The sequence below is a fragment of the Psychroserpens sp. NJDZ02 genome, assembly GCF_004843725.1.
Classification (GTDB): domain Bacteria; phylum Bacteroidota; class Bacteroidia; order Flavobacteriales; family Flavobacteriaceae; genus Olleya.
The window spans coordinates 3280450-3298702 of the sequence record NZ_CP039451.1 but is presented as its reverse complement, the minus strand read 5'-3'; the positions used below and the strand labels follow the sequence as shown (position 1 = coordinate 3298702).

19 protein-coding genes are annotated in these 18253 nt (G+C 32.7%); 8 read left to right on the top strand and 11 right to left on the bottom strand.

Annotated features, from left to right (window positions below):
* Positions 1-225 precede the first annotated feature (225 nt).
* From E9099_RS14575 to E9099_RS14535, 9 genes are all read right to left on the bottom strand, one after another.
* Entirely contained in the window at positions 226-591 is a 366-nt protein-coding gene (locus E9099_RS14575) for a response regulator transcription factor (RefSeq protein WP_136584266.1), read from the bottom strand.
* Positions 592-607: 16 nt separating this feature from the next.
* Entirely contained in the window at positions 608-3298 is a 2691-nt protein-coding gene (locus E9099_RS14570) for a sensor histidine kinase (protein ID WP_136584265.1), read from the bottom strand.
* On the bottom strand, positions 3291-3485 hold the full coding sequence (locus E9099_RS14565; RefSeq protein ID WP_136584264.1) for a hypothetical protein: 195 nt from the start codon (positions 3483-3485) through the stop codon (positions 3291-3293). The genes E9099_RS14570 and E9099_RS14565 overlap by 8 nt, the downstream gene beginning before the upstream one ends.
* A gap of 207 nt (positions 3486-3692) precedes the next feature.
* Complete coding sequence (locus tag E9099_RS14560; protein ID WP_136584263.1) at positions 3693-5459, bottom strand: sodium:solute symporter family protein; 1767 nt, start codon at positions 5457-5459, stop codon at positions 3693-3695.
* 31 nt (positions 5460-5490) lie between these two features.
* Positions 5491-5751, bottom strand: a complete 261-nt coding sequence (locus E9099_RS14555) for a DUF4212 domain-containing protein (RefSeq protein ID WP_090838695.1) — start codon at positions 5749-5751, stop codon at positions 5491-5493.
* 12 nt (positions 5752-5763) lie between these two features.
* Complete coding sequence (locus tag E9099_RS14550; RefSeq protein WP_136584262.1) at positions 5764-7011, bottom strand: hypothetical protein; 1248 nt, start codon at positions 7009-7011, stop codon at positions 5764-5766.
* A gap of 106 nt (positions 7012-7117) precedes the next feature.
* On the bottom strand, positions 7118-7537 hold the full coding sequence (locus tag E9099_RS14545; protein ID WP_136584261.1) for a terminase gpP N-terminus-related DNA-binding protein: 420 nt from the start codon (positions 7535-7537) through the stop codon (positions 7118-7120).
* Between the two features lie 161 nt (positions 7538-7698).
* Positions 7699-8052: a DUF779 domain-containing protein gene (locus E9099_RS14540; RefSeq protein ID WP_136584260.1), complete on the bottom strand. Its 354-nt coding sequence runs from the start codon at positions 8050-8052 to the stop codon at positions 7699-7701.
* Positions 8053-8127: 75 nt separating this feature from the next.
* A complete protein-coding gene (locus tag E9099_RS14535) occupies positions 8128-9627 on the bottom strand; it encodes an aldehyde dehydrogenase family protein (RefSeq protein ID WP_136584259.1) in 1500 nt (499 codons plus the stop codon).
* A gap of 171 nt (positions 9628-9798) precedes the next feature.
* Between E9099_RS14535 and E9099_RS14530 the strand changes: the two genes are divergently transcribed.
* Positions 9799-10719 (top strand): AraC family transcriptional regulator, encoded by a 921-nt coding sequence (locus tag E9099_RS14530; protein WP_136584258.1) that lies wholly within the window; start codon positions 9799-9801, stop codon positions 10717-10719.
* 52 nt (positions 10720-10771) lie between these two features.
* Here the strand turns inward: E9099_RS14530 and E9099_RS14525 are convergent, their stop codons facing one another.
* Positions 10772-11845, bottom strand: a complete 1074-nt coding sequence (locus E9099_RS14525; protein ID WP_136584257.1) for a T9SS type A sorting domain-containing protein — start codon at positions 11843-11845, stop codon at positions 10772-10774.
* A gap of 133 nt (positions 11846-11978) precedes the next feature.
* Positions 11979-13355, bottom strand: a complete 1377-nt coding sequence (locus tag E9099_RS14520) for an alanine/glycine:cation symporter family protein (protein ID WP_136584256.1) — start codon at positions 13353-13355, stop codon at positions 11979-11981.
* A gap of 65 nt (positions 13356-13420) precedes the next feature.
* Between E9099_RS14520 and E9099_RS14515 the strand changes: the two genes are divergently transcribed.
* From E9099_RS14515 to E9099_RS14485, 7 genes are all read left to right on the top strand, one after another.
* Complete coding sequence (locus E9099_RS14515) at positions 13421-14512, top strand: heparan-alpha-glucosaminide N-acetyltransferase domain-containing protein (RefSeq protein ID WP_136584255.1); 1092 nt, start codon at positions 13421-13423, stop codon at positions 14510-14512.
* Positions 14513-14572: 60 nt separating this feature from the next.
* A complete protein-coding gene (locus E9099_RS14510; protein WP_136584254.1) occupies positions 14573-15136 on the top strand; it encodes a TetR/AcrR family transcriptional regulator in 564 nt (187 codons plus the stop codon).
* Between the two features lie 70 nt (positions 15137-15206).
* Entirely contained in the window at positions 15207-15755 is a 549-nt protein-coding gene (locus E9099_RS14505) for a carboxymuconolactone decarboxylase family protein (RefSeq protein WP_136584253.1), read from the top strand.
* 83 nt (positions 15756-15838) lie between these two features.
* On the top strand, positions 15839-16153 hold the full coding sequence (locus E9099_RS14500; RefSeq protein ID WP_136584252.1) for an EthD family reductase: 315 nt from the start codon (positions 15839-15841) through the stop codon (positions 16151-16153).
* Positions 16154-16176: 23 nt separating this feature from the next.
* Positions 16177-16848, top strand: a complete 672-nt coding sequence (locus tag E9099_RS14495; protein ID WP_136584251.1) for a hypothetical protein — start codon at positions 16177-16179, stop codon at positions 16846-16848.
* A gap of 51 nt (positions 16849-16899) precedes the next feature.
* Positions 16900-17556, top strand: a complete 657-nt coding sequence (locus E9099_RS14490) for a DsbA family oxidoreductase (protein ID WP_136584250.1) — start codon at positions 16900-16902, stop codon at positions 17554-17556.
* A 10-nt stretch (positions 17557-17566) separates the two neighbouring features.
* Positions 17567-18232 carry a peroxiredoxin-like family protein gene (locus E9099_RS14485; protein WP_136584249.1) on the top strand — a complete coding sequence of 222 codons (666 nt, stop codon included), beginning with the start codon at positions 17567-17569 and terminating at the stop codon, positions 18230-18232.
* Positions 18233-18253: the final 21 nt, after the last annotated feature.

Genomic DNA, 18253 nt, shown 5'->3' with positions numbered 1-18253 from the left:
CATAGATTATAAGCACAAAGCAAAGCCCCAAAACTATAGATAGCATTGGACTTGTATAGGTTTGACTTTCAAATTTAAACCTAAGATAAAGCGTCGCAATAATATAGATACTAATAATAATATCTGACGCTAATGGATTGATGTGAAATTTCATGTCTTTAAACTTTAATTAAACTTAGTTTGTTTGCACACAAAACCAATTTTAAATAAACTTAAAAAACTATTTTAAGTCACTAGTTCCAATATTTCTGAAACTATTTTTTTTACTGAAAAAGGTTTTGTTAAATACTTATCGGCTCCAAGTTTTAAACCCTTTTCAATATCTGAAGCTTTATTTTTTGCAGTTAAAAACACCACTTTAGTGTCCTTTAAACTATCTGTATTTTTAATGTGTGTTAAGGTTTGATACCCGTCTACATTTGGCATCATAACATCCAACAAAATAATGTTAGGAATATGATGTTTTAATATCTCTAAAGCCTCACTTCCATCTCTTGCTATAAACACTTCAAAACCTTGTTTTTTGAAGGTATATTCTAACGACATGACAATATTTGGCTCGTCGTCAACAATTAAAATTTTCTTCTTCATACTTTACGACAACAATTTACTTAAAAGGTATGGTAAAAACAAGCGTTGCACCATTTTTAACGCCTTTTTTTGCCCAAATTTTCCCATTATGCTTTTCGACTATTTGCTTTGTAATTGCTAAACCTAATCCACTGCCTTGTGGTTTAATAGTATTTTGATGTTTTGACTGGTAAAATTTATCGAAAATATAATGGTGATCTTCTTCTGGAATCCCTTTACCATTGTCAGTTACAGAGATTTCTACAAATGCATTCCCTAACTTTAAATCGACTATAATTTGTCCTGTTTTTGGATTACAAAACTTGATTGCATTGGACAGTAAATTGGTTAATACCTGAAGGATACGATCCTCGTCATAATTAGTTTTAAAACTATGGTCGCTTTTATTTACAATTTCTACTTCCTTTTTAGCTGCAATTTGCGAGATACTACTTATAGATTTAGTAATGGTTTTTTGAATATCTTGATATTGTAAATCCAAATGTAAACGTCCTGTTTCTAACTTTTCAAAATCTAAAATATTGTGTATTAAACGCCCTAAACGATCAGAATCTTGCAATATATTTTTTAAAAACTGTGCTTTTATTTCTTGAGGCATATCATCATCTTCATCCATCAACAATTCTGTTGCCGCTCTAATTCCTGTAATTGGTGTTTTTAACTCATGCGCAACAGTATCTAAAAACTCATCTTTTTGCTTGTCTTTGCTAATCAATTCTTCATTGGCATCTTTTAGTTGTGAGGATAGCTGCGTCAATTCATTTGACTTTTCCAAAAGTACTTTATTACTCACAATATTTTCTTTAGATTCTTCTAAAATCTTCAACACTTCCACTAAGCTAATCTGTTCTTCCTTGACTACGCTGGCAATTAATATTTTGGCTGAAGCCGAACCAATGCTTCCTGTTAACAATTTTTCTGAAAAATTAATTAATCGCGCATCTGCTAACTGTGTGTCTTGAGGTAATTTATATTTAGTGAAGAAAATAGTCAACGCACGAGTCGCTCTTTGTTCTCCTAAAAAACGAATCAATACACTTTTAATATCTGCAACGTAAGCTTCTCCTTTCCAAACCAAAGCACTGTCCTGAAGTGTCGTAAAGTTTTTACTATCCACAAACATTTCGGCATAATTACGTTCTCTATAATTTCCTTTAGACGTTAATGAAAACACCAAGTAAGTCATGATATTAAACGTCATACTCCAGAAAAATGCATGTGCGGGCGGACTTAAAAAATCAATACCAAATAACGCGTAAGGTTTTAAAGCTGAAATACCAAACAAACCAAGTTGTGTAAAATCATCCGTACCTGTATAAGCTTGCAGCGTAAATGGTAACACCAGCGTATATACAGATATAAAAAAACCGACTAATATCCCTATAATCGCTGCTTTAGAAGCTCCTCTATTCCAATACAAGCCTATAAAAAAGGAAGGCCCCAATTGCGAAATAATAACAAACGATATTAACCCAATAGAATACAACGATAATTCTTTTGAGAATAACACATAGAAAAAATAAGCTGTAATAATGATTGTAAAAATAGAAATACGACGGATATTCTTAATGTACTTGGAGTTTCGTTCTGGTTGGTTTTTTATAAACTTATCTAAAAATCCATAAGGAATAATCAAGTTGTTACTCACCATAGTAGACAACGCTAAGGTTGACACAATAACCATTGATATTACAGCAGAAAAACCACCTAGAAAAACTAGTGTTGCTAAAAACGAATTCCCATTTTCTAATGGTAATAATAACGAGTAATATTCTGCATTTTGAGTATCTCCAAAAGTTAATTTTCCTGCCCAAGCAATAAAAATAACAAACAGATTAAATAATAATAAATACAACGGAAACAACCAAATAGCCTTTTTAAGATGTTTTTCTCTATTGTTTTCTAAAACCGAAACCTGAAATTGTCTAGGTAATAAAAATATGGCCATAAAAGACAATCCTATTAAGAAAAACCAGTTAAAACCATCCTCTACACCACTAAGCGTAGTGAGTTGTTTAAAATTTTCAGTTTTTGAAATCTGATTATAAATATCTGTAGTCCCATCAAACAAGTAAAACGTAACATAAACACCGATTGCTAAAAAGAAGACCAGTTTTAAAACCGACTCAAAAGCTACTGTAGCGACGATACCTTTATGTTTTTCGGAAGCATCCGTATTTTGTGTCCCGAAAAAAGTAGCGAATATCGCTAACAATAAAGCGACATAAAACGTAGAATCATCAATTACAGCTGTAGAAACATAACTAGTATCATCAGACATGATCTCAAACGTTTCTGAGACTGCTTTTAATTGTAAAGAAATGTATGGCAAGGTTCCGAATAAGCAAATAATAGTCACTAAAGCACCAAGAAATCGACTATTTCCATAACGTAAGGATATAAAATCGGCAATAGTTGAAATTTTGTGTTGTTTGGAAATTCTTATAATCTTCCTAAGTACTACAATCCATAAAGGTGCAGCTATAACTGGTCCTAAATAAATTGGTAAAAAATTGATTCCTGAATTTGCTGCAATTCCAACACTTCCGTAATACGTCCACGCCGAACAGTACACCGCTAATGACAACGTATATACGTAGGGATTATTAACCCATTTACTTTGTCGTTTTTTTTCAGCAAGAAAAGCAATGTAAAATAACACCGCTAAATAAATTACAATTATGGCAATTAGTGCGTAGTTATTCATAGTGGCGTTTTAATACGATATATGAAATAACAATAGATACTAACCAAATTGAAAATATTGAAAAGTATAAGGTTGGAATACCCAAAATAGCACCTTCAAAATTAAAGACTAAGATAAATGGCACATTAAAAATTAAACATAATGCTATTGATAATACAACTAGCTTTTGTTCGTGGCGTTTTTTCATTTGGAAATAATATCTAAATAGTTTTTTGATTAGACTGCATCTGTGTTAAGTCTAACATGATTTATTTAACAGAATTTAGTTTATTCTACTAATATAAGAAATCAGCACTACATAAATGTAATGCTGATTTGCATACTAACTAAATTAAAATTAAGTTCTTTAATTTTCAGCGAAAGCTAAAAAAGTTTAAAGACCGAACTCAATGCCTTAATGATCCTGAGCTTCTCCAGCTCCTGAAGGGATTCTTATACTTTCAACCATATCCTGAACATTCTGAGGTGGCGCAGGTGTTAAGCGCGATACCACTAGTGACACTACAACATTTAAAAACATTGCTATAGTACCAAATCCTTCTGGAGATGTACCAAACCACCAGTCTTCTTTTGTACCACCACCAAACATGTCGAGTTTAAATTTCATCATGTAGAATAGCATTAAAACAATACCGACAACCATACCTGAAATAGCACCTTCGCTATTCATACGTTTATCAAATATTCCTAAAATAATAGCTGGAAAAAAGGACGCTGCTGCTAGACCAAATGCTAGTGCGACGACCGCAGCGACAAATCCCGGCGGATTAATACCGAAGTACCCCGCAATTAATATGGCTACAAAAATGGCGATTCTTGCGACTTTCAACTCGTCTTTATCCGAAATATCCGGCTTTAATTGTTTTTTAACTAAATCATGAGACACAGATGTCGAAATTACTAACAACAATCCGGCTGCAGTAGATAATGCTGCTGCCAATCCTCCGGCTGCTACTAATCCAATAACCCAATTTGGTAGGTTTGCAATCTCTGGATTTGCCAATACCATAATATCTCTATCTACGTAAAGTTCGTTTGAAGCATCACTAACATTAGACACGATACGTTCTCCACTTGCACCTCTAGCATCCGTATATATTGGTTTTTTACTTGATAAGGCATCTCCTGCCACATACTGGATTTTTCCATCTCCATTTTTATCAGACCATGCTATTAACCCTGTATTTTCCCAGTTTTTAAACCATTCTGGAATTTCTTTATATTCTTTATTACTAACTGTTTCAATTAAATTAGTTCTTGAAAATACTGCAATTGCAGGTGCAGTTGTATATAAAATAGCTATTAAAAATAAGGCATAACCTGCAGATTTACGGGCATCTTTTACTTTAGGCACCGTAAAGAAACGTACAATTACATGAGGCAATCCCGCTGTACCTGTCATTAATGCTAATGTGATTGCAAAAACATCCCAGGTAGACTTTGTTCCGCTGGTATACTCGTTAAATCCAAGTTCGGTATGTAACAAATCCAATTTATCTAGTAGAAAGGCACCACCTTCAACCTTACCTCCCATACCAATTTGAGGAATAATATTTCCTGTCATTTGCATAGAGATAAAAAATGCAGGTACCATAAAAGCAAAGATTAACACACAATATTGTGCTACTTGTGTGTATGTGATTCCTTTCATTCCTCCTAATAAAGCAAAAGTTAAAACAACCGTCATCCCAATGATAACACCTATATTAATATCAACTTGTAAGAATTGAGAAAACACAATACCAACACCACGCATTTGTCCTGCAACATATGTAAATGATACAATTAATGCACAAATTACTGCTACTGTTCTTGCCGTGTTAGAGTAATATCTATCTCCAATAAAATCTGGTACTGTAAACTTACCAAATTTACGCAGGTAAGGTGCTAACAATAACGCTAACAGCACATAACCACCAGTCCATCCCATAAGATAAACTGAGCCATCATATCCTGAAAAGGAAATAATCCCCGCCATACTAATAAAGGAGGCGGCACTCATCCAATCGGCTGCGGTAGCCATACCATTTGCTAACGGAGAAACACCTCCACCAGCAACATAAAACTCTTTAGTTGAGCCTGCTCGAGCCCAAATTGCGATTCCAAAATATAAGGCAAAAGTAATTCCTACTAATAACCATGTCCAAAATTGTACACTCATAATATTTTATTTTTTAAGTTATTAGTTTAGACTACTCGTCAAAACCGTATTTTTTATCTAGTTTATTCATTAATCTTACATACACGAATATTAAAATCACGAATACATATATCGATCCTTGTTGGGCAAACCAAAACCCGAGTTTAAAGCCTCCCAATCTGAATTGATCTAACTCTTCTCTAAATAAAATGCCACATCCAAAGGACACCACAAACCATATGACAAGCAATATTGCCAAGTATTTAATATTTTCTTTCCAGTACGCTGACGCGTGTTTTTGTTTATCACTCATAGTTGTTAGTTTTTATAGATAAATCATAGCTTGTAGCGAAATAGTATTTGCATCTAAAGCCCCAAATTCTTCATTTTTGTATTCTAAAGTTAATTTTGAATTATGTCCACTCATGTAAGCGTTAACACCGACACCTAAAGTTGATCTGTCATCACCTACAGCATCATAGCTATGCGTACCATAACTTACATAAGGTTGAAATCTTGTTTTTGTAACATCGCCTTTAAAGACATAACCAACATGACCATAAATCATACTTCCTGTACCATAAGCACTATATAAGTAATCCTTACCATAATCGCTATTTTGATAGGTCGCATAAGCCGTTATTGCACTTCCATTGTCGCTAAGTGGCGCATCATAAAAAGCATCTACTGCAAAGATGGATACATCTTCTCCTTCTAAGTTTGGCGTTAATGCAGTACCGGTATCAATTACAGATCCTTTTGGATGCAAGAAGAATCCTGCTCCAACATTAAAAATTTCTTTACTTCCTAAATAACTTCCCACTTTGTAAGGCAGAAAATTAGACTCTTGATCTAAGAAATTATAATCAAAATAACCGGCATATGTTTTACCGGCATCTTTAGATCCTAAAGTAGCGCGACCATTATAAACTGCGTCTCCACCGGCAACCGCTGTGCGACCATCTAATGTGGTTACCGCAGCATCATTAATAGCGACACGATATTGAAGCTTATCAAATTTACCTTTTGCAAAAACACCTAAATGACGTGCAAACTGATCGGACAAACCAATTGTAGCCCAAGATTGACGGTTGTTATCCAACGTCATCATATTAAGCGTACTTTGATTATTTAGTCTTGAAATACCATTAAAGTAATGTAAACCTCCACCAACAGTGTGGTCTTTGCCTAAATTGTATTGTGCCCAAACATCATGAAAAAAGAGTTGAGAGCCATCTCCTTTTCCTGTTGGACTTAATGAAGCACTGGTTAAGCTGTTTAATCCGAAGTGTGTTACGATTAAAAAGTCTTTATTAATTTGTGCAAACATTAAAATACGGGCACGACGTAAATTAAAATTTAATTTACTGTTTTCGTTTCCGTTTGCATCAAATGTATCGTCTGTATTATAGTTAGCTTGGACTTGCGCCCACGAAATAAGCCGAAGATATTTAGAACCATCTTCGTTAAACTTAAACTTAAGACCTCCATCGTAATCGGGAGAGCCTTGAGCTGTCATTAATTGAAAGGACATTAAAAAGAGTCCTGCCAATAATAGGGATTGTTTTTTCATTGTTTAAAGGATTAATTAGTACTTAATTGATTTTGTGTGCACTACTAAGCTCTTAAAAACAACCTGTTAAATGAAAACTAATATATTTATTTGTTAATTTATTATACTAATCCTTAAAACGTTCCCATTTAATCAACATAAATTTATCTCCCAACTCAGTAACAATAACACCTGCTCCTTTTATATTTTTAGCATTACTAAAATAAACCCCTAACTCTGAAGCATTTAAAATTTTGTAAGTCGGATGATAATTTGAGTTATAAGGGCGTTTAATATTATATTTTTTCACCCAATTCATGATACTAACGTGAGAGATTCCCAAAATGCGTTCGATTTCTCGATACGTTAACCCTTCCAAGTATAATTGTAACGATTTGTTAACGTAGTAGTCGTCTATCTTCTTTCCTATCTTATTTACTGAAAAGAAATAGTTGCATTTTTTACACTTATACCTTTGTCTATCATTAACAATTCCACTTTTAATGTAATGGTCTGACCCACAATTAGGACACAAATCTATAGTCATATATATTAATTTAGCATAAATATATCAAATTAGCAATAAAATTAATTCAAATTTGTTAAATATTTAATTATTAAGCACAAAAAAAGCTTTAAAATAGCGAATATCACTAATTTTTAAAGCTTAAATTGTTAAAATGAAAAATTACGTGTTTTTAGGTCCTACTACGAATTAAAAAACACTTCTTCTTCTTTAGTTAATAACCTAGAATGAATTAAAAACCGAAGTCCCAAAGGTATTTCTAACGAAAAACTAGCCCCTCGACCTTCAGTTATATCTACAGTAAGGTGTGTATGTTTCCAATATTCAAATTGATCTTGATTCATATAAAAATTAACGTCATTTAAAGTCCCTAAAAGAATATCGCTTTCATCCAAATACATATCTCCTTTTTCAAAAACCATGGGAGCAGACCCATCGCAACAACCTCCGCTTTGATGAAAAATCAAATCACCATGTTTTGCTTTCAACTGTTCTAATATTTTTGTTGCTTCCGTTGTAATCGCAATTCTTTCCATAAGTTACTTTTAAGTTTATTAAAAAAAAGCCGAACTACATTTTGTAATTCAGCTTCTCCTCGTATTCAATTTCTATTAAAAGAAACCTAATTTATTTTTATCATAAGAGATTAACATGTTTTTAGTTTGACGGTAATAGTTAAGCATCATGACATGGTTTTCTCTACCAAATCCAGATTTTTTGTAACCTCCAAATGGCGCATGTGCAGGGTAAGCATGATAACAATTTACCCAAACACGCCCCGCTTTAATAGCGCGAGGTATTTGATACAGTTGATGTGCATCTCTTGTCCAAACTCCCGCTCCTAATCCATAAAGCGTATCATTTGCAATCTCTATAGCTTCCGCTTCATCTTTAAATTTAGTTACACAAAGTACTGGTCCAAAAATTTCTTCTTGAAATACTCGCATTTTATTATGCCCTTCTAAAATAGTAGGTTGGATATAAAATCCATTCGCTAAGTTTCCGTCCAGTTTTCTAGCATCCCCACCGGTTAATACTTTTGCACCTTCTTCTTTTCCTATTTTAAAATACGATTGTATTTTCTCATATTGATCTTTTGAAGCTTGCGCGCCAACCATAGTACTTAACTCGTACGGATTACCTTGAATAATTGCATTAGTACGGGCTACAACACGCTCCATAAAGGCATCATAAATATCTTCTTGAACCAATAATCTAGATGGGCATGTGCATACTTCTCCTTTATTAAAAGCAAATAAAACTGCACCCTCAATAGCTTTATCTAAATAAGCATCGTCATGATCCATAACAGAATTAAAAAATACATTTGGCGATTTACCTCCTAATTCCATAGTTACAGGATTCAGGTTTTTAGACGCATACTGCATAATTAATTGCCCCGTTGTCGTTTCTCCAGTAAAAGCAACTTTATCGACTTTAGAACTTGACGCTAAAGGTTTTCCAGCTTCTGGACCAAACCCATGTACAATATTTACTACTCCAGGAGGAAAAACCTCAGCAATTTTTTCCATCAATAAAGTGGCACTAGCTGGTGTTTGTTCTGCAGGTTTTAAAACCACACAGTTACCTGTTACCAAAGCTGGAGGTAATTTCCAAGAGAGCATTAATAAAGGAAAATTCCATGGTATAATTTGGCCAATAACGCCTAAAGGTTCCTTAATGTTTAATGATAAAGTGTTCTGATCTAATTCTGATGCGCTTCCTTCTTCCGATCTAATACATGCTGCAAAATAGCGCCAATGGTCTACCGCTAAAGGAATATCCGCATTTAAAGTTTCTCTGATAGGTTTTCCATTATCGCAGGTTTCTACTAGAGCAAATTCTTCTAAATTAGCTTCAATAATATCTGCTACCTTATTTAATAACGTTGATCTTTCTGTCGCAGAGGTGTTGCCCCAAGCTTCTTTAGCAGCATTAGCAGCATCTAAAGCCATTTCGACATCTTCTTTTTGAGAACGTGGATATTTAGCAATTAAGCTATTATCGATTGGAGAGGTGTTCTCGAAATATTGACCACCTATGGGTTCTACAAATTTTCCATTTATAAAATTGCCATATTTCTCTTTAAACTCAGGTTTAGAATAACTCATACAAATTGTTGTTAAATTAGTAATTAGATAAAATTTTAATCTAAAAAATATATTATATTTAATTTTGATAAAGTTATTTTATCATATCCCAATTATATAGAACAGAATTATCATTATTTTGAACATATCTATTATTAACAGATTTGTTAACATAAAAAATTAACGTGACTTATGCATTCGCTATTAAATCAACATCAAAACCATAGAAAACTAACTACTTTAATAGAAAACAGAACGACCTATAATGCCGACTATGCAGAACTTAATATTTTTGAAACGCACGCTTTCGCGGAAAAAGTGTCGTTGACCTTTAACTTCCCTGTTATAGCTAGTATGCTTACTGGTAAAAAAGTAATGCATATAGAGGGTTTTGACCCTTTTGATTTTTGTCCTGGTGAATCTGTAGTGATGCCCACCAATAAGGAAATGGTTATTGACTTTCCTATTGCCACAACAAAAATGCCAACACAATGTCTTGCTTTAGGTATTGACGCTTTTAAAATTGATGAAGTTGTTCAAAAGTTTAATCAGCACGTTGCTATTGAAAACGAAAATAATACTTGGGACCTAGACGAGACTTCATCACATTTAATAAATAACACAGATGTTAATCATTTAATAGAACGTCTAACCTACACTTTTACAAACAATAATAAATCTAAGGATGTGCTACTGGATTTAATGATACAGGAATTAATTATTAGGCTATTACAAACCAAAGCCAAGTCTTTAATTATTAATGACCCTAATCAAATTTTTAATGATACCAGAATAGGAACAGTGGTTAAATACATAAAAGACAATTTAACTAATAAAGATATTAGCGTGGCTATATTAGCAAAAAAAGCTTATATGAGCACATCGCACTTCCATAAGCAATTTAAAAACACCTTAGGCGTCTCTCCTATTGACTACATTAACTCTGAAAAAATTAAATTTTCTAAAAAACTAATCAAAGACTCCAAAGATTTTAGAATGTCTGACATTGCCTTTAAATCCGGTTTTAATAATACGAGTTACTTTAATAGACAATTTAAAAAAATGGAATTAATGACGCCTCAACAATTTAAGGCGTCAATTAATAAAGGATAAGACTTGTATTAAGCAAATTCCTTATGCATCAATACTATTAGTTATCAATAGTTTATTTAATTATTATTTTTGAAGAATACAGTCTGTTTTTTGATTCTATTTTTAATAAATAAATACCTGGAGCAAACTCAGAACAATCTATTGTAACACTGTCATTACCATTACTGTTTACCGCTAAATCTATCACCTTTTTTCCAGATAAATCATATAAAAATAGAGTTCCTGAAAGGTTTTCTTTGAAATTTAAATTTAAAAAATCAGAAGTAGGGTTTGGAAAAATATTAATGCTATTACTAGCTGTAATACTCTCCACAGATAATGAAGGACAATCCCCAATAGCTTCACCATTATCCTCGTATGTATTACATTGCCAAACAATACCTGTATCCGTTCTTTGTGGACCAAACTGGTGATCTCTACCAAATAAATTATTCAAAACAGAAACATTTGTAGGCACACCATACCCATTTCCTTTATCTATAATCTGCACACTATATCCACCTCCATTAATCCAGTTGTCTTCAATTAAAACATCATCAATAGTCCCGACATTAGTAGACATAATAATACACTGACTATTTGCATAAGTAGGATCATCCCATGGCATATCAAAATTATTCCATCTCATTACACCGTTTCCACCATTTACCATTTGTACACCATCTGCATGAGCACCATCTGTATAACCTAATTCATGAATATAACAGGATTCAATCAAAAAATTACTTACAGGCTTTAATCCATCACTTCCACTATTCCAGATATTACATCTTCTGGCTGTAAAATTATCTCCATATATAGCTGCACTTAGCATTCCTCTAATTTCACAGTCTTCTACTAATAAATTGGTATAATCATTACCGTTAGAATCTTCGTAGTTACAACGTATACCATAATAGCCTCCAGTTTCTATTAAACAATTTTTAATAGTTACATTATTAGCTTTAATATTCAAAGATCCAGAAATAATTGCATTCTCTAAAATAAAATTATCTGTGGTTATTGTGGTTGTTCCAGTATATGCTGTTAACGTTCCTGTTGTTCCTGTGTTAGTCAAGTTGGGTTTAACTTGTGAAAAGCTAGTAATGACCGATAATAAAAATAAAAAAGTAAATAATTTTTTCATACAAATATAATTTAAGGTTTAATTAACATATATACATACGTATGGAATTCACTTTTGGATCATTAAATAATAAAAAAACTTTTAATAGTTAATTTTTATATAAAAAGCATTTAATTACGGATAAACACATTACTTATAAATCTTTCATTCTTTTAAAATAATCTTTTGCTGCTTTTACCACTCGTGGTGATAAAATTAAAGTTGCTGTCATCGTTGGAATGGCCATTAATGCAAAGACACCATCTATTAAATTAATCATTAAGGCTAAAGATGTGGTTGCTCCCAAAATGATACTGATTATATAAAAGTAATTATAGTAATGTTTGTTTTTATCTCCTATTAAAAACGATAAGCATTTACTTCCGTAATACGAATACGAAAACAGTGACGATACACTAAACACCACAATGCAGATTAACAATAAATATTTACCATAAAGTGGCATAGCACTACTAAATGCTTTTGCTGTTAAACTAACTCCATTGGCGTCTGTGCTTTCCCAAACACCAGTGACCAAAATAGCTAAAGCCGTTAATGTACATACTATTAAAGTATCAATTGCAGGTCCTAACATAGCCACTAACCCTTCGCGAATAGGCTCGTTAGTTTTCGCAGCTCCATGAGCCAAAGGTGCTGTACCAATACCGGCTTCGTTTGAAAAGGCACCACGACGCACTCCTAAAATAATCAATCCACCTAAAAGGCCTCCTAAAAAGGCATCTCCTTTATAATTTTCTGCTGCAAAAGCATCTGTAAAAATTAACTTAAAATAAGTTGGCACGACTTCCGCATTAGCGAACAAAATAATAAGTATCAATATAAAATACAACAATACCATACTTGGTACTAACTTGGATGCCACTTTACTTATTCGATTTAAACCTCCCAAGATCACAACAGAAGTAATCGTTACCAGGACCAATCCAATAATTAAATTTGAAGTAAAATTAACCGTAATCCCATTAGGCCTTAATACAATATCATTAATAGCTTGCGTTAATTGATTAACATTAAACACAGGCAATGCCCCGATTAAACCACAGGCACTAAAAAACATAGCTAACGGTTTCCAGTTTTTACCCAAACCTTCCGTTATAAAATACATTGGACCGCCTTGGGTATTACCTTCACTATCCTTACCACGATACATTATGGCTAAACTTGAGGTAAAAAACTTAGTAGACATACCAACTATAGCACTAATCCACATCCAAAATACAGCACCTGGTCCTCCAATGGATATAGCAACTGCGACACCTGCAATATTCCCCATACCGATAGTTGAGGACAATGCTGTTGTTAAGGCTTGGAAATGAGTAATTTCTCCGTCGTCATCTTTATTATCATACTTACCACGTAACACTTGTATGGCATGTCCTAAATATCTAAAAGGTAAAAATTCGGATAGTATTAATAGATATAATCCACCTCCAATTAACAAAACTAATAAAGGTAGACCCCAAACAAAAGAGGCAAAATCACCAACCAACTCATTTATTTTATCGTACATATTATCCTAAAGTTTTAGACTTTAAATATAACTATTATCTTTACATCACTAACAACAATTACCATTTGAAACCAACCAGACTATTTTTTCTTGACGCCGTAAGAGCTTTTGCCATTTTAATGATGTTGCAAGGTCATTTTATAGACTCCCTTTTAAACCCTATTTACAGAGATACGACAAACCCCATTTATAACCTATGGTCTTATTTTAGAGGGATAACAGCTCCTGTCTTTTTTACAATTACAGGTTTAGTCTTTGTGTTTTTATTATTAAAAGCTAAAGAAAAAGGTACAGATAAAGAACGTATAAAAAAAGGTCTCAACCGAGGGATACTACTTATAGGACTTGGTTATGCCTTGCGTTTTTCGTTTTTCAGCTTGATGTATGGGCAAGTTAATATGAATTTTTTACAAGTCGATGTCCTACAATGTATAGGAGTATCGTTAATTATTTTAATTATATTGTACAAAATAAGCTTTAAAAATGAGTTAGTTTTAGCCAGCTTATTTTTAATTATTGCGTTTAGCATATTTGTGTCAGAACCTTTGTATCGTACTTTAAAATTTGAAAATGCTCCCGTATTGTTTTCTAACTATCTGAGTTTACAAAACGGATCTGTTTTTACTATTATTCCTTGGTTTGGCTATGTCTCTTTTGGCGGTTTTATTGCTGTGTTATTTTCTAAATTTGGACATAAAAAAAATTACAAAGTATTTAAAATCGTTAGTTTCTTAATTATTGGAGTATTCTTAAGCTTCTACTCTTCCGCTGCTTTAAAAATTTTAGACAACCTATTTAATGTACCTCTATTTACTAGAAGTGCTGATTATAATTATTTATTTAGTCGCTTAGGAAATGTCTTGGTGATTTTTGGCCTATTTTACACTTTTGAAAACCAGCTTAAACAACCTATCGTAACTAGAATTGGACAAAAAACATTATCTATTTACGTGATACACTTCATGATTATTTATGGAAGTTTTACAGGTTTAAGCTTAAAGCAATTCTTTTATAAAAGCTTAACACCAACACAAGCAATTATCGGAGCTATTGTGTTTATAGTCGTTGTATGCTTTATTTCGTTTTACCATGTAAAGACAAATACTTATATCTATAATAAGATAAGACGCTTTTATAATAAGGTAAAAACTAAATAAATGTTAAAGTCCATTACTATATCTAACCGATCGGTTAGTTTTGTAGTGTAATTAGAAATAATGGCTAGAAAAAAGCAATATATAGAAGAAGAAGTTGTTGACAAGGCCATGCAATTGTTTTGGCGTAACGGCTATGAAAATACCTCGATGCAAATGCTTGAAAAAGCAATGGGCATAAACAAGTTTTCGATCTATTCTAGTTTTGAAAGTAAACATGGTTTATTTTTAGAAAGCTTAAAGCAATATAAAGCTAAAGTCAATGTTACTCTAGATAAATTTAAAAATGGTACCCAAGGTGTTAATGATATCAAACAATTTTTTTACGATTCTGTAAGTTCTAGTTTTAAAAGCGACAATATAAAAGGTTGCTTAGTAACAAATACTTATAATGAGTTTTCCGAAACTGAAGATGAGTTAGTCAAAGCACAAATGACTGCGTTTATGGCCAATCTAAAAGAAATTATTATCCAAAAATTAGCATTGGATCCTAATAAAGAGGAAGCCACTGTATTAAAACAAGCTAATTATTTACTTTTAGCAAAGCACGGATTAGCTGCGGCGTCAAGAGTAAACACAAAAGAAGAAATAGAAGATTACATAGAAATGATTTTTGAAACCATTTAAAATCATTTTTTTTAAACAATAACTAAACGAACGTTTAGAAAAAATTAACAAACAATTAAAATAAAAAAATATGACAACTTTAAAAATTCACAACATCGAGTCTGCTCCAACTGAAGCAAAACCATTATTAGAAAACTCTCAAAAAGCTTACGGTATGATTCCTGGGTTACATGGTGTATTAGCTGGAGCTCCTCAATTATTAGATGCTTACCAAAAATTACATGAGTTATTTACCCAAACCTCATTTAATGAAGAAGAATTAACTGTTGTATGGCAAGCTATAAATGTTGAGCACGGGTGTCATTACTGCGTACCAGCACATACAGGAATTGCAAAAATGATGAAAGTTGATGACGCAATCACAGAAGCTTTACGTAACGAAACACCTTTAGAAAATCCTAAATTAGAAGCATTACGCACTATGGCATTAACAATTGTTAGAAACCGTGGTAATGTAACTCAAGAAGATTTAACCACTTTTTATGCTGCTGGATATGGTGAGCAACAAGTATTAGAGATTATTTTAGGATTATCTCAAAAAGTAATTAGTAACTATACAAATCACATTGCCAACACACCTGTTGATGATGCTTTCAAAGCTTTTGCTTGGAAAAAATAAGAGAATCCCTTGAGTATTTATTAATAGCTGTAAACCTTCTGTTCTTTTTGCAGAAGGTTTACTAATTTTATAAAAAACATATTATGATAAAAGTATCTGTAATGTACCCAAACGGAAAAGACGTAACGTTTGATTCTGACTATTACACTAACAGTCATTTACCAATGATTGTTGAGGCCCTTGGTGACGCCTTAAAAGGTTTAGAACTAGACCTAGGTTTGGCTAGCAGAGTACCAGGAGAGCCTGCTCCTTACGTAGCAATTGCACATTTAAAATTTGACAGTGTAGTGTCTTTTCAAGAGTCTTTTGGACCTCATGGAGAAACCTTTGCTGCTGATATTAAAAATTACAGTAATGTTGAAGGTGTGCTTCAAATTAGCGAATTGGTTACTTTCTAAAAAAGAAACCTAAAAGTATTTTAATGAAAATTAAGGAAGAATCTATAAAAAATATAGCAGAAAAGAGTTTCCAAGACGTTTTTAGAACGACTACAGAAACTCTTGGCTTTATGTCTCTAGTTTTCAACAAAAAAGAAATAACACCATATCAATTTAGATCTATTATGGTAGATCTAAAAAAAGAATTATCAAAACTTAGTGTTTCAATATTCAACAAAAAACTAAGCTATCATTGGCTTGTACGCTTTGATCAACAGGTAAACACACCGTTTCATGTAGACAACGCTGCAGATCAATCTATACTACTATTGGGGTATGAACCTAGCGCAATAGACAGCGAATTGCATTTGGCAGATTATCATGCTTTCGCCAATAACGGATATAAAGCACCTGAAGATTATTACAATAAATTCACACCTGTTTTCAAGGAAGATGAGGATTTGTTAAAACCGTTCATTTCAAAAATAAAAATAGCAGAAAAGGATCAATATTCTATTGTTATAATCAATAATAGCAGTCCAAAAGCTAATGTAGAAACTTTAGGCGTATTCCATAAAGCCTTAATTATAAATCAAGATTTAAGTAAAAGCAGAATCGTCAATTCTATGGTTTTAAATGTTGTATCAACAGATAAAGACACAAAAGATGAAGAAAATGAACACCGTTTTCTAAATAGTAATCTAATTAGTAAATAACTAGATTAGCACTGTAGAAATAAATCTAAAATTGAATTAAAAATTAAAAACATGACAAAAAAACTTAAAATAGATATCGTTTCTGACGTTGTATGCCCTTGGTGTACCATCGGATACAAACGTTTAGAAAAAGCAATCAAAGAACTTGGTGTTGAAGATCAAGTAGAAATAGAATGGCAACCTTTTGAATTAAATCCAAATATGCCAGTCGAAGGTCAAAATGTAAACGAACATATTACCGAAAAATACGGGTCGACTACAGAGCAACAAAATGAATCTAAGCGCAACATGACAGAGATTGGTGCGGAATTAGGATTTACATTCGATTATTTTGATGACATGCGTATGGTCAACACTTTTGACGCACACGTGTTATTAGAATATGCAAAAGACTTTGGTAAACAAACCGAATTAAAAATGACATTAACTAAAGCCTTTTTTAGTGACCGTAAAGATGTCTCTAAACATGATATTCTAAGAGCAGCACTTTTAGAGGTTGGTTTAAATGCTGACGAAGCTTTAGCTAAATTAGACAACGAAGATGCCCGTAAAGAGGTAAGAACAAAACAAGACTATTGGAAAAATATGGGTGTAAATTCTGTGCCAACCGTCGTTTTTAATAGAAAAAGTGCGGTTACAGGTGCACAACCTGTGGATACCTTTAAACAAGTTTTAACGGAATTAATTAAAGAACAACAATCGGTTTAATACACAACACATGGACAACAATAAAAACACAGGAGAATTGGACGTTTTGTTAGATAAAGTACGTCAAGCAGGTGCTGCCAAATTCTCAGACGAAAAGAAACAAATATATGCAGACGGCATTGCGAGTGTTGCCAAATCTGGAGTATTAGAAAATGCTTTAAACGTTGGAGACAAAGCGCTTAATTTCACTTTAAAAAATGCTTTAAATAAATCGGTCAACTTGTATGACGAATTAAAGAACGGACCAGTAGTTTTAACTTGGTACAGAGGTGGATGGTGCCCGTATTGCAACATTACATTGCACGCTTTACAAGACAAATTACCTGAATTTAAAAACGAAGGTGCTACACTTTTAGCTTTGACTCCAGAGCTACCGGATAACTCTTTAAGTACTTCAGAAAAAAACAATTTAGAATTCTCTGTTTTAAGTGATTTAGAAAATACTGTTGGAAAGGAATACGGTGTCGTTTATACGCTAACCGATGATGTTGCCACTATTTATAATGCTGGTTTTGGATTAAATAAAGTAAATGGAGATAATAGTAACCAATTACCGTTGGCTGCCACTTACGTCATTGATACTAATGGTATTATTCAATATGCCTTTCTAGATGCCGATTACACTAAACGTGCAGAGGTTACAGATATATTAACTGCTTTACGCAAACTTAGCTAAATTAAAAACGATAATATTTTT

What these genes read in the sequence shown, in the direction of transcription:
- E9099_RS14575 (WP_136584266.1), bottom strand. Translation starts at nt 591, where the DNA reads ATGAAGAAGAAAATTTTAATTGTTGACGACGAGCCAAATATTGTCATG.
- E9099_RS14570 (WP_136584265.1), bottom strand. Translation starts at nt 3,298, where the DNA reads ATGAATAACTACGCACTAATTGCCATAATTGTAATTTATTTAGCGGTG.
- E9099_RS14565 (WP_136584264.1), bottom strand. Translation starts at nt 3,485, where the DNA reads ATGAAAAAACGCCACGAACAAAAGCTAGTTGTATTATCAATAGCATTA.
- E9099_RS14560 (WP_136584263.1), bottom strand. Translation starts at nt 5,459, where the DNA reads ATGAGTGTACAATTTTGGACATGGTTATTAGTAGGAATTACTTTTGCC.
- E9099_RS14555 (WP_090838695.1), bottom strand. Translation starts at nt 5,751, where the DNA reads ATGAGTGATAAACAAAAACACGCGTCAGCGTACTGGAAAGAAAATATT.
- E9099_RS14550 (WP_136584262.1), bottom strand. Translation starts at nt 7,011, where the DNA reads ATGAAAAAACAATCCCTATTATTGGCAGGACTCTTTTTAATGTCCTTT.
- E9099_RS14545 (WP_136584261.1), bottom strand. Translation starts at nt 7,537, where the DNA reads ATGACTATAGATTTGTGTCCTAATTGTGGGTCAGACCATTACATTAAA.
- E9099_RS14540 (WP_136584260.1), bottom strand. Translation starts at nt 8,052, where the DNA reads ATGGAAAGAATTGCGATTACAACGGAAGCAACAAAAATATTAGAACAG.
- E9099_RS14535 (WP_136584259.1), bottom strand. Translation starts at nt 9,627, where the DNA reads ATGAGTTATTCTAAACCTGAGTTTAAAGAGAAATATGGCAATTTTATA.
- E9099_RS14530 (WP_136584258.1), top strand. Translation starts at nt 9,799, where the DNA reads ATGCATTCGCTATTAAATCAACATCAAAACCATAGAAAACTAACTACT.
- E9099_RS14525 (WP_136584257.1), bottom strand. Translation starts at nt 11,845, where the DNA reads ATGAAAAAATTATTTACTTTTTTATTTTTATTATCGGTCATTACTAGC.
- E9099_RS14520 (WP_136584256.1), bottom strand. Translation starts at nt 13,355, where the DNA reads ATGTACGATAAAATAAATGAGTTGGTTGGTGATTTTGCCTCTTTTGTT.
- E9099_RS14510 (WP_136584254.1), top strand. Translation starts at nt 14,573, where the DNA reads ATGGCTAGAAAAAAGCAATATATAGAAGAAGAAGTTGTTGACAAGGCC.
- E9099_RS14505 (WP_136584253.1), top strand. Translation starts at nt 15,207, where the DNA reads ATGACAACTTTAAAAATTCACAACATCGAGTCTGCTCCAACTGAAGCA.
- E9099_RS14500 (WP_136584252.1), top strand. Translation starts at nt 15,839, where the DNA reads ATGATAAAAGTATCTGTAATGTACCCAAACGGAAAAGACGTAACGTTT.
- E9099_RS14495 (WP_136584251.1), top strand. Translation starts at nt 16,177, where the DNA reads ATGAAAATTAAGGAAGAATCTATAAAAAATATAGCAGAAAAGAGTTTC.
- E9099_RS14490 (WP_136584250.1), top strand. Translation starts at nt 16,900, where the DNA reads ATGACAAAAAAACTTAAAATAGATATCGTTTCTGACGTTGTATGCCCT.
- E9099_RS14485 (WP_136584249.1), top strand. Translation starts at nt 17,567, where the DNA reads ATGGACAACAATAAAAACACAGGAGAATTGGACGTTTTGTTAGATAAA.